Origin of the sequence: Neptunomonas sp. (genome assembly GCF_016744175.1) — a bacterium.
In the GTDB taxonomy this organism is placed as follows: Bacteria; Pseudomonadota; Gammaproteobacteria; order Pseudomonadales; family Balneatricaceae; genus Neptunomonas.
The window spans coordinates 37,904-54,415 of sequence record NZ_JADGEV010000011.1 but is presented as its reverse complement, the minus strand read 5'-3'; the positions used below and the strand labels follow the sequence as shown (position 1 = coordinate 54,415).

Genomic DNA, 16,512 nt, shown 5'->3' with positions numbered 1-16,512 from the left:
AAGATGGCCGGTTAGGGGATAATAACGATGGCTAAAAAAGCATTTGAACGTAATCTGCCGCACGTCAACGTAGGTACAATTGGCCACGTTGACCATGGTAAAACAACTCTGACTGCAGCACTAACGCGCGTATGTGCGGAAGTATTTGGCGGTGAAGCCGTAGCGTTTGATGGTATCGATAATGCTCCAGAAGAGCGTGAGCGTGGTATCACAATCTCTACATCGCACGTAGAGTATGAATCAACGATTCGTCACTATGCGCACGTTGACTGTCCAGGGCACGCGGATTATGTGAAAAACATGATCACCGGTGCTGCTCAGATGGATGGTGCTATTTTGGTATGTGGCGCGACTGATGGTCCTATGCCTCAGACACGTGAGCACATCTTGCTGTCTCGTCAGGTAGGTGTTCCATACATCGTTGTTTTCCTGAACAAAGCGGATTTGCTAGCTGAAGACTGTGGTGGTGTTGATTCTGAAGAATACGCTGAAATGCGTGAGCTTGTAGAAATGGAATTGCGTGAGTTGTTAGATGCTTACGAATTCCCTGGTGACGACACGCCAATCATCTGTGGTTCTGCGCTAATGGCGTTGAATGGCGAAGATGATAACGAACTGGGTACTACTGCTGTTAAAGCATTGGTAGAAGCTTTGGATACTTATATTCCAGATCCAGTGCGTGCTATTGATCAGCCGTTCCTACTTCCAATTGAAGATGTGTTCTCAATCTCTGGTCGCGGTACAGTGGTTACTGGACGTGTAGAGCGCGGAATCGTTAAAGTTGGTGAGTCTATCGAAATCGTTGGTATTCGCGAAACAACTACAACGACCTGTACGGGTGTTGAGATGTTCCGTAAATTGCTTGACGAAGGTCGTGCAGGCGAAAACTGTGGTGTTCTATTGCGTGGTACTAAGCGTGATGACGTGCAGCGTGGTCAGGTTTTGGCTAAGCCAGGATCGATCAACCCGCATACTAACTTCGAAGGCGAAGTGTACGTGTTGAGCAAAGATGAAGGTGGTCGTCATACACCATTCTTTAAAGGCTACCGTCCACAGTTCTACTTCCGTACTACTGATGTAACGGGTAACTGCGAACTGCCTGAAGGCGTTGAGATGGTAATGCCGGGTGACAACGTTAAGATGGTTGTTACTCTGATTGCACCAATCGCAATGGACGAAGGTCTACGTTTTGCGATTCGTGAAGGCGGACGTACAGTAGGTGCTGGTGTAGTATCTAAAATTATCGAATAATATCGATAAAAGTGTTGTCAAATAGCAGGGGAGTGCATATAATGTGCGTCCCTGTTTTTTACAGGTCAGTGGCTCAATTGGCAGAGCAGCGGTCTCCAAAACCGCAGGTTGTGGGTTCGAGTCCCTCCTGACCTGCCATCTTCAGTCGAAGATGGTATCAAAGCGCAAGCTTTATTCGAAGCCGAGGCTAACAAGCGTGAATTCAAAAGATACACCTGAAGGATCTAAGTTCGACGCCCTGAAGTGGTTGATGGTTGTGCTGCTTGTTGCTGTGGGTGTTGTTGGTAACTCTATGTATGCTGAGCAATCCCTGTTGTATCGGGTTATTGCTTTGTTAGTGCTTGCCTTGGTTGCAGGTTTTTTTGCCATGAAAACGGCAAAAGGACATGCGTTCTTTACTCTGTTTAAAGAGGCGAAGAACGAAGTGCGTAAGGTTGTTTGGCCTACGCGCCAAGAGACATTGCAGACGACAGCGATGGTTGTGGTTGTGGTGTTGGTGATTGGTTTGTTGTTGTGGGGGCTTGACTCATTTTTGGGTTGGATGGTCTCTAGTATAATAGGTTAGGAGAAAGGGCATGGCTAAAAATTGGTATGTTGTTCATGCTCACTCTAACTATGAGAAGCGTGTAAAAACATTGTTAGAAGAGCGTATTGCTCTTGGTGGTCTAGAAGATATGTTTGGCGACATCTTGGTTCCAACAGAAGAAGTTGTTGAGATAAAAGATGGCAAAAAACGCAAGTCTGAGCGTAAGTTTTATCCCGGTTATGTGTTGGTGCAGATGGAGATGACCGATGAAACTTGGCATCTTGTTAAGCATACTGCGCGCGTTTTAGGTTTTATTGGTGGTACTGCTGATAAGCCTGCACCGATTACTCAGCGTGAAGCTGATGAGATATTGTCTCGGGTTCAGAGTGGTGTTGATAAACCTAAGCCTAAGACTGTGTTTGAGCCGGGTGAAATGGTTCGTGTTTCAGATGGTCCGTTTGCTGACTTTAATGGTGTGGTTGAAGAGATTGACTATGAGAAAAATCGCATGAAAGTTGCGGTGCTTATATTTGGTCGATCTACGCCTGTTGAGTTGGCGTTTGGACAGGTCGAAAAAGTCTGATATAAAAAATCTAAAAACTCTGCCTTTTATAAGGTGGGGTTTTTCTGTCTTTGTAAAAACGGGAAGCCGTAAGGCGTTAAACCCATAGGAGATTGTTCAAAATGGCCAAGAAAATCCAGGCTTATATCAAGTTGCAGATTAAAGCAGCTCAAGCTAATCCAAGTCCGCCAGTTGGTCCGGCTTTGGGTCAGCATGGTGTGAATATTATGGAATTCTGTAAAGCATTCAATGCTGAGACGCAGAGCTTGGAGCCGGGTTTGCCGACTCCGGTTGTGATTACTGTCTACAGTGACCGTAGCTTTACCTTTATCACTAAAACTCCGCCAGCTTCAGTTCTGTTGCTAAAAGCAGCAGGCCTGAAAAGCGGTTCTGGTCGTCCGAATACTGTAAAGGTTGGTTCGGTGACGCAGGCGCAGTTGGAAGAAATCGCAACTATCAAAATGCCCGATCTGAATGCTTCTAATTTAGAATCGGCTGTTAATACTATCGCTGGTAGTGCTCGCAGCATGGGTCTTGTAGTAGAGGATAAAGCATAATGGCTAAGCTAACTAAGCGTCAGAAAGCTATCCGTGAAGTAGTAACTTCAGGGAAAGCATACTCCATCACTGAAGCGGTAGAATTACTAGCTAAAGTGTCTACTGTTGGCTTTAAAGAATCAATTGATGTTTCTGTAAACTTGGGTGTTGATCCTCGTAAATCAGACCAGGTTGTGCGTGGTTCTACTGTGCTTCCAAATGGTACAGGTAAAGAAGTTCGTGTTGCTGTTTTTGCTCAGGGTGAAAATGCTGTTAAAGCACAAGAAGCCGGCGCAGATGTTGTTGGTTTTGATGATCTAGCTGCTTCTATGAAAGCTGGTGATCTAGACTACGGCGTTGTTATTGCGACTCCAGACGCTATGCGTGTTGTTGGTCAGTTGGGTCAGATCTTAGGTCCACGTGGTTTAATGCCTAACCCTAAAGTTGGCACCGTGACTCCAGATGTGGTAACCGCTGTCAAAAATGCAAAAGCTGGTCAGGTTCGTTTCCGTACAGATAAAAACGGAATTATCCATGCAGGTGTGGGTAAAATTGAATTTGAAGCAGATGCTATTAAAGGAAATGTAGCGGCTTTGGTTGCTGATCTTAAGAAGCTTAAGCCAGCAGCATCGAAAGGTATCTACATTAAGAAAATTGTCCTGTCCTCTACTATGGGTCCAGGCATCTTGGTTGATCAGGCTTCTTTAGCTTCTTAATCAACCAAAAGGTTTTTTGAGGGTCTTCGCGACCTGTTAGGCAGAGACGAAGACCGTCAAAGACCGCAGGTGATGCGTCTTTGGCGCATCTTAATGGGTGGCCAGCCTGCGCAGACGGTGAATACCACCGTGCTCGCAACTCTACTTAGGTAGATTGATGGTAAACAGTCGAAAGACTATTAATCCAGGAGTTAATTGTGGCATTAGGACTAGAAGACAAAAAAGCGATCGTCGCTGAAGTCCAGGAAGCTGCTCAAAACGCACTATCTGCAGTAGTGGCTGATTCTCGCGGTGTTACCGTTGGGGATATGACGCTTCTACGTAAAGAAGCGCGTGAAAATGGCGTGTGGTTGCGTGTTGTTCGTAACACATTGGCACGTCGTGCAGTAACTGGTACAGCGTATGAGTGTTTGTCTGAATCTTTCACAGGCCCAACGATTATCGCTTTTTCTACAGATCACCCGGGTGCGGGTGCGCGTATTCTTAAAGAATTCGCTAAGAAAAACGATAAGCTTGAGCTTAAATCAGCAGCATTTGAAGGCGAAATAGTAGATGTAGCGATATTGGCAAGCTTGCCAACCTACAACGAAGCGCTTGCAAAACTGATGAGTTGTATGAAAGAAGCAGCAGCAGGCAAGTTGGTACGTGTTATCGACGCTGTTCGCGATCAGAAAGAGCAAGAAGCAGCGTAATTTTTTTGCTGTTTCATAACGGTTTAAACGAGCTTAGGCTCCATATTTTAGGAAAAAGTCATGTCTCTGACTAAAGAAGATATCATTAACGCTATCGCTGAAATGTCTGTAATGGATGTTGTTGAACTAGTTTCTGCAATGGAAGAAAAATTCGGCGTATCGGCTGCTGCTGCTGTAGCTGCTGGTCCTGCTGGCGACGCTGCTGGCGCTGCTGTTGAGCAGACTGAATTCGACGTTATCCTTACTGCTGCTGGCGATAAGAAAGTTAACGTAATCAAAGCTGTTCGTGCTGCTACAGGTCTTGGCCTGAAAGAAGCTAAAGGTCTTGTTGATGGCGCTCCTTCTGCTATTAAAGAAGGCGTTAGCAAAGACGAAGCTGAAGAGCTTAAGAAAGTGTTGGAAGAAGCAGGCGCTTCTGCAGAGCTTAAGTAATCTGGCTTATGCTTTACAAGCAGCCTGAGACTGCTTGAAACACCTATGGCTGGTGGCAAATTGCCACCGGCCTTTTTCCGTTATTTGTAGACAGCAAATAAATAGCGGCTCCGCGGGCCAGAAATTCTCGTTCTGGGCTGCTTCTCAACTTGGTGCACATGCTGGGGAACACTGATGGCTTATTCGTATACTGAAAAGAAACGCATCCGGAAAGATTTCAGCAAATTGCTGCAAGTCATGGATGTACCTTACCTGCTGGCGATCCAGCTAGACTCTTATCGCAAATTCCTACAGGAAGGTGCGGATGCCGGAGATCGTAAAGAGGAAGGTCTACACGCGGCATTTAAATCTGTATTTCCTATTGTCTCTTATTCCGGAAATGCTGCATTGGAATATGTAGGCTATCGCCTAGGTGAGCCTGTTTTTGACGTCAAAGAATGTCAACAGCGTGGCATTACATACGCTGCACCACTGCGCGTTAAAGTGCGGTTGGTTATTTATGATCGTGAATCATCAAATAAAGCAGTAAAAGATATCCGCGAACAAGAAGTCTACATGGGCGAAATGCCTTTGATGACAGATAATGGGACATTTGTAGTTAATGGGACTGAGCGTGTTATCGTTTCTCAGCTTCATCGCTCACCTGGTGTGTTCTTTGATCATGATAAAGGTAAAACACACTCGTCTGGTAAGCTGCTATATTCTGCTCGTATTATTCCTTACCGTGGATCTTGGTTAGACTTTGAGTTTGATCCAAAAGATGCACTGTTTGTTCGTATTGACCGTCGTCGTAAGCTGCCTGCAACCGTTCTGTTGCGTGCTTTGGGTTATGATACGCATGAAATTCTTGATATTTTCTTTGAGAATACGTCATGGGTTATCTCGGCTGATAAAGTAGAAATGGGACTTATTCCTGATCGTTTGCGTGGTGAAACCATGTCATTCGAAATCAAGAATAATGATGGCGATGTTATTGTTGAGGCTGGCCGTCGTATTACGCCGCGCCATATCAAGAAAATGGCTGATATGCCTCAGCTAGAAGTGCCTCTTGAGTATCTGATCGGTAAGTCGATTGCTAGAGATGTTGTTGACCCTGCAACGGGTGAGCTCATTTGTCCATGTAATACACAAGTAACGGATGAATTAGTAGCAACACTTGTCGCTGCAAATGTGACTGATATCGAGACGTTGTATACAAACGAGCTTGATTGTGGTCCGTTTATCTCAGATACCTTACGTAATGACCCTACTCGCAGCCAGTTGGAAGCATTGGTAGAAATCTACCGTATGATGCGTCCTGGTGAGCCGCCAACGAAAGAGTCTGCTGAAACATTGTTTGGTAACTTGTTCTTCGCTGAAGAACGTTATGACATGTCAGCTGTTGGTCGTATGAAATTTAATCGTCGTCTAGGCCGTGATGCAGAAACTGGATCGGGCGTTCTAGATAAAGACGATATCTTAGATGTAATGAAAACCCTGATTGATATACGCAATGGTAAAGGCATTGTGGATGACATTGATCACTTGGGTAACCGTCGTATTCGTTCTGTCGGTGAGATGGCAGAAAACCAATTCCGTGTTGGTTTGGTGCGTGTTGAGCGTGCTGTTCGTGATCGACTAAGTATGGCTGAAGCAGATAATCTGATGCCTCAGGATTTAATAAATGCTAAGCCGGTTGCTGCAGCAGTTAAAGAATTCTTTGGATCGTCTCAGCTGTCCCAGTTTATGGATCAGAATAACCCGCTATCAGAGGTCACGCATAAGCGTCGTATTTCTGCATTAGGCCCTGGCGGTTTAACGCGTGAGCGTGCTGGTTTTGAGGTTCGAGATGTGCATCCGACTCACTATGGTCGTGTATGCCCTATCGAAACACCTGAGGGACCAAACATCGGTCTAATCAACTCATTGGCAACGTTTGCTCGTACTAATGACTACGGTTTCCTTGAAACACCATACCGCAAAGTGGTTGATGGCGTTGTTGCTGACGATATCGAATACTTGTCAGCAATTGAAGAAAATAACTTTGTAATCGCTCAGGCCTCTGCATCTATGGATGAAGAGAAGCGTCTGCTTGATGATATGGTAACGGTTAGGCATCTAAATGAAACAACGGTAATGGCGCCTGCAAAGGTCGATTACATGGATGTTTCTCCGCGCCAGGTAGTTTCTATTGCAGCATCGTTAATTCCTTTCCTAGAACATGATGATGCTAACCGAGCATTGATGGGTTCTAACATGCAGCGTCAGGCTGTTCCTACATTGCGAGCTGATAAGCCGCTCGTTGGTACAGGTATGGAGCGCTATGTTGCCCGTGATTCTGGTGTATGTGTAACCGCGAACCGTGGTGGTGTTATTGAGTCTGTTGATGCTGCGCGTATTGTTGTTCGTGTAAGTGATGCAGAAGTGACAGCTGGTGATGCTGGTGTAGATATTTATAGCCTCACTAAATACACTCGCTCTAACCAAAATACATGTATCAATCAACGCTCTATTGTTCGTCCAGGTGAAACAGTTAAGCGTGGCGATATCATGGCTGATGGTCCTTCGGTTGACATGGGTGAGTTAGCGCTTGGTCAGAACATGCGTATCGCATTTATGCCTTGGAATGGTTACAACTTTGAGGATTCAATTCTTATCTCAGAGCGTGTAGTGGAAGAAGATCGTTTCACCACTATTCACATTCAAGAGCTTACTTGTGTTGCGCGTGACACAAAGCTGGGATCTGAAGAAATCACTTCTGATATTCCAAATGTAGGCGAGTCTGCATTAGCGAAATTGGATGAGTCAGGTATTGTGCATATTGGTGCTGAAGTAGGCCCGGGCGATATCTTGGTTGGTAAAGTGACGCCTAAAGGCGAAACTCAGCTGACTCCTGAAGAAAAGCTGCTACGTGCAATCTTTGGCGAAAAAGCGTCTGACGTTAAAGATACTTCATTACGCGTTAAAGGTGGTACTACCGGTAAAGTTATCGATGTACAAGTCTTTACCCGTGACGGTGTAGTTAAAGATGAGCGTGCTCTGGCGATTGAAAAAGCCGAGATGGATGCTATTCGCAAAGACTTGAACGACGAGTATCGTATCGTTGAACAGGCTACTTTTGAGCGTTTGGCTAAGGTGCTTGTTGGTAAGCAGGCTGATGGTGGTGCTGGTTTAGTTAAAGGTGCAGAGATTACTGAAGCATTTTTGGCTGATTTGAAGAAAGAAGAGTGGTTTAAAATCCGTCTTTCTGATGAAGCAGTATCTGAGCAGTTAGAGCAAGCGAAAGCTCAGCTTGAAGAGCGTCGAGAAGAGCTAGATAAAAAATTCGAAAGTAAGAAGAACAAACTTCAAGCAGGTGATGATTTAGCACCGGGTGTGCTGAAGATTGTTAAAGTGTATGTGGCTACTAAGCGTCGCGTGCAGCCGGGCGATAAGATGGCTGGTCGCCACGGTAACAAGGGTGTTATCTCCGTTATCATGCCGGTAGAAGATATGCCTTATGATGCCAACGGTGAGCCAGTTGATATCGTACTGAACCCGCTAGGTGTACCTTCGCGAATGAACGTTGGTCAGGTTCTTGAGACGCACATGGGTGCGGCTGCTAAAGGCTTGGGACGTCGTATCAACGAAATGTTAGAAGTTGAGCGCGAAAAAGCTGAAGCAGTTAAAGAAATTCGTGAATTTCTGCATCGCATTTATAATAGCGAGCTGGATGGCTGGAACAATGCCCGTCACGAAGATCTTGATAGCTTCTCAGATGAAGAAATTATCGATCTAGCCCGTAACTTGCGTGGTGGTGTGCCGTTGGCAACACCTGCATTTGATGGTGCGAAAGAAGCTGAAGTTAAAGAGCTTCTTCGCATGGCTGGCATGAACGATACAGGTCAGGTTACATTGTTCGATGGTCGTTCAGGTGATGAGTTTGAGCGCCAAGTGACTGTTGGTTACATGTACATGCTGAAGCTTAACCATTTGGTTGATGACAAAATGCATGCACGTTCAACTGGTTCTTACAGCCTTGTTACTCAGCAGCCGCTGGGTGGTAAAGCGCAGTTCGGTGGTCAGCGCTTCGGTGAGATGGAAGTGTGGGCATTGGAGGCGTATGGCGCAGCATATACTCTTCAAGAGATGCTGACAGTTAAGTCGGATGACGTGAATGGACGTACGAAGATGTATAAAAACATCGTCGACGGAAACCACAAAATGGAGCCAGGAATGCCTGAATCGTTCAATGTGTTGATTAAAGAGATTCGCTCTCTTGGTATCGATATTGAGCTAGAGAACGACTAGGTATTGCCGAATCACCCGGGTAGGCGCGCTGTGCCTGCCCAATAACTCCGCGAGGAGCCGTAGACAATGAAAGATCTGCTGAATCTACTGAAATCACAAAGTCAGGCTGATGAATTTGACTCGATCAAAATCTCGCTTGCATCACCGGAAATGATCCGTTCGTGGTCATTCGGTGAAGTTAAAAAACCTGAAACGATTAACTATCGTACTTTCAAGCCTGAGCGTGATGGCTTGTTTTGTGCGAAAATCTTTGGCCCAGTCAAGGATTATGAATGTTTGTGCGGTAAGTATAAGCGCATGAAACACCGCGGTGTTATTTGTGAGAAGTGTGGCGTTGAAGTCACACTAACCAAAGTACGTCGTGACCGCATGGGGCATATTGAATTAGCTAGCCCTGTTGCACATATTTGGTTCCTGAAATCATTGCCGTCACGTATCGGTTTAATGCTTGATATTACGCTGCGTGATATCGAACGAATTCTATATTTCGAATCGTTTGTTGTTGTAGAGCCAGGTATGACTACGCTTGAGCGTGGACAATTGATGAATGACGAGCAGTATTTTGAGGCGCTTGAAGAATTCGGTGATGAATTCGATGCCCGCATGGGTGCTGAAGCGGTTCAGATGTTGATGGCTTCAATTGATTTGGAAGAAGAGATTCAAATGCTGCGTGAAGAAATTCCGCAGACGAACTCTGAAACCAAAATTAAGAAACTTTCAAAGCGTCTTAAGTTGTGCGAATCATTTTACAAATCTGGTAATAAACCAGAGTGGATGGTGCTGTCAATCTTGCCAGTATTGCCGCCAGACCTGCGTCCACTAGTACCTTTGGATGGAGGTCGTTTTGCTACTTCTGATCTGAATGATCTGTATCGTCGTGTTATTAACCGTAATAACCGTTTGAAGCGTCTATTAGATCTGAACGCGCCTGACATTATTGTGCGTAACGAAAAACGTATGCTGCAGGAATCTGTAGATGCGCTATTAGATAACGGTCGTCGTGGTCGCGCTATTACCGGTTCTAACAAGCGCCCTCTAAAATCTTTGGCTGATATGATCAAAGGTAAGCAGGGTCGTTTCCGTCAGAACCTATTGGGTAAACGTGTAGATTACTCGGGTCGTTCGGTTATCGTGGTAGGTCCATACCTGCGATTGCATCAGTGTGGTCTTCCTAAGAAGATGGCGCTTGAGCTGTTCAAACCATTCATTTTTTCTAAGCTTGAGTTACGTGGCTATGCGACAACGATTAAAGCCGCTAAAAAAATGGTTGAGCGTGAAGAGCCATTGGTGTGGGATATCTTGGATGAAGTAATCCGCGAGCATCCTATTCTTCTTAACCGTGCACCAACACTTCACCGTTTGGGTATTCAGGCGTTTGAGCCGGTGTTGATCGAAGGCAAAGCGATCCAGTTACACCCATTGGTGTGTGCTGCGTACAACGCTGACTTTGATGGTGACCAGATGGCGGTACACGTACCGTTAACTATTGAAGCGCAGCTTGAAGCACGTGCTTTGATGATGTCTACTAACAACATCTTGTCACCTGCAAACGGTGAGCCAATCATCGTACCTTCACAGGACGTTGTATTGGGTCTCTATTGGATGACACGTTCGCGAATCAACGCTAAAGGTGAGGGCATGGCCTTTGCTGATATCGAAGAGATTGAGCGTGCTTACGGTGCTAAGCAGCTAGATTTACAAGCGCGTATTAAAGTGCGCATCAGTGAAGTTATCCGTGATATCGAAGGTAACGTTACTGAAATCACGGAAATGAAAGAGACAACCGCAGGCCGTGCGATGCTGTTCTCTATTGTTCCTGATGGTCTTCCGTTTGAGCTTGTTAACCAAGCGATGAAGAAAAAAGCTATTTCGCGCTTGTTGAATGAAGCGTATCGTCGTTGCGGTCTCAAAGATACGGTAATTTTTGCTGACCAGTTGATGTATATGGGCTTTCGTCAAGCTACCGTTTCTGGATCATCTATTGGTGTTAACGATTTCGTTATTCCTGATGAAAAACCAACTATCGTTGGTGAAGCCGATGCTGAAGTAAAAGAGATTGAGCGTCAATTTGCTGATGGTTTGGTAACGCAAGGCGAGAAATACAACAAGGTTATTGATATCTGGTCGCGTGCTAACGATTTGTTGGCGAAGCGTATGATGGAAAACCTGAAAATCGAAAAAGTTATTGACCGTGAAGGTAATGAGGTCGATCAGGAGTCTTTCAACTCAGTTTATATGATGGCTGACTCAGGTGCTCGTGGTAGTGCTGCGCAGATTCGACAGCTAGCTGGTATGCGTGGTTTGATGGCCAAGCCAGATGGTTCGATCATCGAAACGCCGATTGTTGCTAACTTTCGTGAAGGTTTGAACGTACTTCAGTACTTCATCTCTACTCACGGTGCTCGTAAAGGTTTGGCAGATACGGCTCTGAAAACAGCTAACTCTGGTTACTTGACACGTCGTTTGGTTGATGTGGCGCAAGATCTAGTTATCACTGAAGTTGACTGCGGCACTGAGAATGGTCTGGTTATTCAGCCTATGATTGAAGGTGGCGATGTTGTGGTGGCTTTGGGTCATCGTATACTTGGTCGTGTTGTTGCTCGTGATGTTCTGGATCCAGCAGGTGTTGATGTACTTATTCCTGCCGGTACGCTGATTGATGAAGCGTGGGTTCATTATTTAGAAAATGATGAAGCATTCTCATCTATCGATGAGATCATAGTTCGCTCGGCAATCACGTGTGATACGCGCTTTGGTATTTGTGCCGCGTGTTACGGTCGTGACTTGGGTCGTGGTCATGGCGTTAATGCGGGTGAGGCTGTCGGTGTTATCGCTGCACAGTCGATCGGTGAGCCGGGTACTCAGCTTACTATGCGTACGTTCCATATCGGTGGAGCGGCTTCTAGAGCGGCGGCAGTTGATAGCGTTGAAGTTAAGAAGGGCGGTGAAATTCGTCTGCATAACCTCAAGTATGTTGAGACACCTGCAGGTCATTTGGTTGCTGTATCGCGTTCTGGTGAGTTAGGTGTGACAGATGAGCATGGGCGTGAGCGTGAACGTTATAAGCTTCCTTACGGTGCTGTCATCAAGGTTAAAGATAACGCCCAGGTTAATCCTGGTGATATCGTTGCTAACTGGGATCCGCATACACATCCAATTATCACGGAAGTTGCTGGTACAGTAATTTACGTTGGTATGGAAGATGGTATCACGGTTAAACAGACTACTGATGATCTGACAGGTCTTTCTACTACTGAAGTGTTGGACGGTAAAGATCGTCCAGCAGCCGGTAAAGATATCCGTCCAATGATTAAATTGGTTGATGAGAAAGGCGTTGATATTTGCCATCCTGGTACTGATCAGTTGGTACAGTATTTGTTGCCTGCTAAAGCTATCGTTAACATGGCTAGTGGCACTAAAGTATCTGTAGGTGAGGCGCTAGCGCGTATTCCGCAGGAAGGCTCTGTAAACAAAGATATTACAGGTGGTCTGCCACGTGTAGCTGATTTGTTTGAAGCGCGTAAGCCGAAAGAGTCATCAATACTTGCTGAAATCTCGGGTATTATTTCGTTCGGTAAAGAAACGAAAGGTAAGAAGCGTTTGGTTATCACGCCAAATGATGCCGAGCCGTTTGAACTTATGATTCAGAAGTGGCGTAACCTCAACGTATTTGAAGGTGAGTATGTTGAAAAGGGAGAGGTTATTTCTGATGGCCCAACTAACCCGCACGATATCTTGCGTATCTTGGGTGTTGAGGCGTTGGCTGAGTTTGTTGTTAATGAAATCCAAGACGTTTACCGTCTCCAGGGTGTAGGAATTAACGATAAGCATATCGAAGTTATCTGTCGTCAGATGTTGCGTAAAGTTGAAATCGTTACATCTGGTGATTCTACCTTTATCCCGGGTGAGCAAGTTGAATATGCGGCAGTCGTATCTGAGAACGCTGATCTAGCCGAGGCAGATAAAATCCCTGCTAAGTTTGAGCGTGTTCTGTTAGGTGTGACCAAAGCATCTCTGGCAACGGAGTCCTTTATTTCAGCTGCATCATTCCAGGAAACAACTCGCGTACTGACCGAAGGGGCAGTGAAGGGTAAGCAAGACTTCTTGCGCGGCTTGAAAGAAAATGTTGTGGTTGGTCGTCTAATTCCTGCGGGAACGGGTCTGGCTTATCACAGTGAGCGCAAACGCAAGAAAGCGATTGCGCAAGGAACTGAGACAGTCAGTGCAGAAGAAGTGCAAGAAGCACTAGCAGCCGCATTGAATGCCTCTTTGTCAAATTCTGATTAATTTTTAATCAGAGATTGACTTTAAGGGTCGGAATTGATTAAAATTCCGGCCCCCTAGTGACCGGATTAATAATGATCCGGTTTTTTGGTGCTTTTAATTAAACGTGAAAACGTGGAGTTTGCTTTAATGGCAACAATTAACCAATTGGTTCGCAAACCACGTAAGCGCAAAGTACAAAAAAGTGACGTACCGGCTCTGCAGGCTTGCCCTCAGCGTCGTGGCGTATGTACACGTGTTTACACTACAACTCCGAAGAAGCCAAACTCGGCCCTTCGTAAAGTTTGCCGTGTTCGTTTAACAAACGGCTTCGAAGTGACTTCCTACATTGGTGGTGAAGGTCATAACCTGCAAGAGCATAGTGTTGTTTTGATCCGTGGCGGTCGTGTAAAAGATTTGCCAGGTGTTCGTTACCACACTGTTCGTGGCGCATTGGATTGTTCAGGCGTTAACGATCGTAAGCAGGCTCGTTCGAAGTACGGTACTAAACGTCCTAAGTCTTAACCACCGTTTAACGGTGGATGTTGGTGCTAGTTGAGAGTCTGGTAACAGATCCAATGCTAAATTCGACAAGACCCGGACCCGGTAAGAGTAAGGTTAGGTAGATACTTATCTATCTGAATTTCCTGAAGACCTTTAAAATATGAGGGCTTATCATGCCTAGAAGACGCGTCGCTGCAAAGCGCGAAATACTGCCGGATCCTAAGTTCGGTAACATTACATTGGCAAAATTTATTAACCATGTAATGGTCAGTGGTAAAAAATCTGTTGCAGAACGTATTGTTTACGGTGCACTAGATAAAATCCAGGAACGTTCTAATAACGATCCTCTGGATATGTTTGTAAAAGCGTTAGATGCTATCCAGCCAGCGGTTGAAGTTAAATCCCGTCGTGTTGGTGGTGCTACTTACCAAGTGCCATGTGAAGTACGTCCTTCGCGCCGTATGGCTTTATCTATGCGTTGGTTGGTAGATGCTTCACGTAAGCGTGGTGAAAAATCCATGGCTTTGCGTTTGGCGGGTGAAGTGCTAGATGCTGCTGATGGTCGTGGTGCTGCTGTTAAAAAACGTGAAGATGTGCATCGTATGGCTGAAGCTAACAAAGCTTTTGCTCACTATCGCTTCTAAATGTCCAGAGGAATGAGTCGTGGCTCGTAAAACCCCTATTGTGCGTTACCGTAACATTGGTATCGTTGCACACGTAGATGCCGGTAAAACGACTACAACAGAGCGCGTACTTTTCTATACAGGTCTATCTCATAAAATTGGTGAGGTGCATGATGGCGCCGCGACAATGGATTGGATGGAGCAGGAGCAGGAGCGTGGTATTACTATCACGTCTGCTGCGACTACCTGTTTCTGGCAAGGTATGAACAAGCAGTTTGAAAACCACCGCATCAATATCATTGATACACCGGGGCACGTTGACTTTACAATCGAAGTAGAGCGTTCGCTGCGTGTGTTGGATGGTGCGGTTGTTGTGTTGTGCGCCTCTTCAGGCGTGCAGCCGCAAACGGAAACTGTTTGGCGCCAAGCTAATAAATACCATGTTCCGCGCATGGTCTTCGTTAATAAAATGGACCGTGCGGGTGCAGATTTCTTTATGGTTATTGATCAGTTGAAGGCTCGTTTAGGGGCTAAAGCTGTTCCAATTAACTTCCCAATCGGCGCTGAAGATGAATTCAAAGGCGTCGTCGATCTGATTCTCATGAAAGCAATTATGTGGAATGAGGCGGATCAGGGTATGACTTATGAGCTGGAAGATATCCCGGCTGGTCTTCAGGCCAAGGCTGATGAGCTTCGTGAAGAGATGATTGAGGCTGCGGCAGAGTCTTCTGATGAGTTGATGGAAAAGTACCTTGAAGAAGGTTTCTTGGATAATGACGAAATCAAAGTGGGTCTGCGCGCGCGTACGCTTGATAATGACGTTGTTCTTATGCAGTGCGGTTCGGCCTTTAAGAATAAAGGCGTTCAGGCGATGCTGGATGCTGTTATTGAGTACATGCCTTCGCCAATCGAAGTTAAAGCGATTGAAGGTATTCTGGACGACAAAGACGAAACTGTCGCGGCTCGTCCGGCTGAAGATGCTGCTCCATTTGCAGCGCTTGCGTTTAAAATTGCAACGGATCCATTTGTTGGTACTTTAACGTTTGTTCGTGTTTATTCGGGTGTTTTGGCTTCAGGCGACAGCGTTTTTAACTCTGTAAAGAGTAAAAAGGAGCGTGTTGGTCGTATGGTGCAGATGCATGCAAACAATCGCGAAGAGATTAAAGAAGTGCGTGCGGGTGATATCGCTGCATTGATTGGTATGAAAGACGTTACCACGGGTGATACCCTGTGTGATCCTACGAATAAAATCGTATTGGAGCGTATGGAGTTCCCTGAGCCTGTTATTTCTGTTGCTGTTGAGCCTAAAACTAAGGCTGATCAAGAGAAAATGGGTGTGGCTCTGGGTAAGTTGGCACAGGAAGATCCATCTTTCCGTGTTGAAACTGATGAAGAGTCTGGTCAGACAATCATCTCGGGAATGGGTGAGCTTCACCTTGATATCCTGGTTGATCGTATGCGTCGTGAGTTCAACGTTGAAGCAAACATTGGTAAGCCTCAGGTTGCCTATCGCGAGAAGATTCGCCGGTCAATCGATGCTAACCATAAATTCGCCCGACAGTCGGGTGGTCGTGGTCAGTATGGTCACGTTATGGTTGAATTCAGTCCGTCAGATGATGAAGGATTGGAGTTCATCAATGAAGTGGTAGGTGGTGCTATTCCTAAGGAATACATCGGAGCTGTCGAGAAGGGTATTACAGAGCAGATGCAGAACGGCGTTATTGCCGGTTATCCGCTGATTGGTCTGAAAGCTCGTCTGTATGATGGTTCATATCACGATGTTGACTCTAATGAGATGGCATTTAAAATTGCTGCATCTCAAGCATTAAAAAAATACGCTTTACAAGCAGATCCATGTCTGTTGGAGCCAATGATGAAAGTCGAAGTGGTTACTCCAGAAGATTACATGGGCGACGTTATGGGTGATCTGAACCGTCGTCGTGGTCTTGTTCAGGGTATGGAAGACACTCCATCTGGCAAAGTGATTAATGCACAGGTTCCGTTGGGTGAAATGTTCGGATATGCAACTGATTTGCGTTCCGCAACTCAAGGGCGTGCAACTTACTCTATGGAGTTTGAGTGTTACGCTGAAGCTCCTAAGAATGTCGCCGAAGCGGTGATGAGGGCTTACTAGCCTT

General features: G+C 45.7%; 12 protein-coding genes and 1 tRNA gene. All 13 read left to right on the top strand.

The window, feature by feature from the left end:
- Positions 1-27 precede the first annotated feature (27 nt).
- Complete coding sequence (tuf, locus tag QZZ55_RS07080) at positions 28-1,251, top strand: elongation factor Tu (RefSeq protein WP_293266624.1); 1,224 nt, start codon at positions 28-30, stop codon at positions 1,249-1,251.
- Positions 1,252-1,313: 62 nt separating this feature from the next.
- A tRNA-Trp gene (locus QZZ55_RS07075) sits at positions 1,314-1,389 on the top strand.
- Between the two features lie 58 nt (positions 1,390-1,447).
- Positions 1,448-1,816 (top strand): preprotein translocase subunit SecE, encoded by a 369-nt coding sequence (secE, locus tag QZZ55_RS07070; RefSeq protein ID WP_293266623.1) that lies wholly within the window; start codon positions 1,448-1,450, stop codon positions 1,814-1,816.
- Between the two features lie 10 nt (positions 1,817-1,826).
- Positions 1,827-2,360, top strand: a complete 534-nt coding sequence (nusG, locus tag QZZ55_RS07065) for a transcription termination/antitermination protein NusG (protein ID WP_293266622.1) — start codon at positions 1,827-1,829, stop codon at positions 2,358-2,360.
- Positions 2,361-2,461: 101 nt separating this feature from the next.
- Complete coding sequence (rplK, locus tag QZZ55_RS07060; protein ID WP_293266621.1) at positions 2,462-2,896, top strand: 50S ribosomal protein L11; 435 nt, start codon at positions 2,462-2,464, stop codon at positions 2,894-2,896.
- Positions 2,896-3,591 carry a 50S ribosomal protein L1 gene (gene rplA / locus QZZ55_RS07055; RefSeq protein WP_028470782.1) on the top strand — a complete coding sequence of 232 codons (696 nt, stop codon included), beginning with the start codon at positions 2,896-2,898 and terminating at the stop codon, positions 3,589-3,591. Before rplK ends, rplA begins: the two co-directional genes overlap by 1 nt.
- Before the next feature lie 197 nt (positions 3,592-3,788).
- Entirely contained in the window at positions 3,789-4,283 is a 495-nt protein-coding gene (gene rplJ / locus QZZ55_RS07050; RefSeq protein WP_293266620.1) for a 50S ribosomal protein L10, read from the top strand.
- A 60-nt stretch (positions 4,284-4,343) separates the two neighbouring features.
- Positions 4,344-4,715, top strand: a complete 372-nt coding sequence (gene rplL / locus QZZ55_RS07045; protein WP_293266619.1) for a 50S ribosomal protein L7/L12 — start codon at positions 4,344-4,346, stop codon at positions 4,713-4,715.
- Between the two features lie 174 nt (positions 4,716-4,889).
- A complete protein-coding gene (gene rpoB, locus QZZ55_RS07040) occupies positions 4,890-8,984 on the top strand; it encodes a DNA-directed RNA polymerase subunit beta (protein ID WP_293266618.1) in 4,095 nt (1,364 codons plus the stop codon).
- Positions 8,985-9,050: 66 nt separating this feature from the next.
- Positions 9,051-13,271, top strand: coding sequence for a DNA-directed RNA polymerase subunit beta' (rpoC, locus tag QZZ55_RS07035; RefSeq protein ID WP_293266617.1), 4,221 nt, complete (start codon positions 9,051-9,053; stop codon positions 13,269-13,271).
- A gap of 126 nt (positions 13,272-13,397) precedes the next feature.
- On the top strand, positions 13,398-13,772 hold the full coding sequence (gene rpsL, locus QZZ55_RS07030; protein ID WP_028470787.1) for a 30S ribosomal protein S12: 375 nt from the start codon (positions 13,398-13,400) through the stop codon (positions 13,770-13,772).
- A 152-nt stretch (positions 13,773-13,924) separates the two neighbouring features.
- Complete coding sequence (rpsG, locus tag QZZ55_RS07025) at positions 13,925-14,395, top strand: 30S ribosomal protein S7 (protein WP_028470788.1); 471 nt, start codon at positions 13,925-13,927, stop codon at positions 14,393-14,395.
- A gap of 19 nt (positions 14,396-14,414) precedes the next feature.
- On the top strand, positions 14,415-16,508 hold the full coding sequence (gene fusA, locus QZZ55_RS07020) for an elongation factor G (RefSeq protein ID WP_293266616.1): 2,094 nt from the start codon (positions 14,415-14,417) through the stop codon (positions 16,506-16,508).
- Positions 16,509-16,512: the final 4 nt, after the last annotated feature.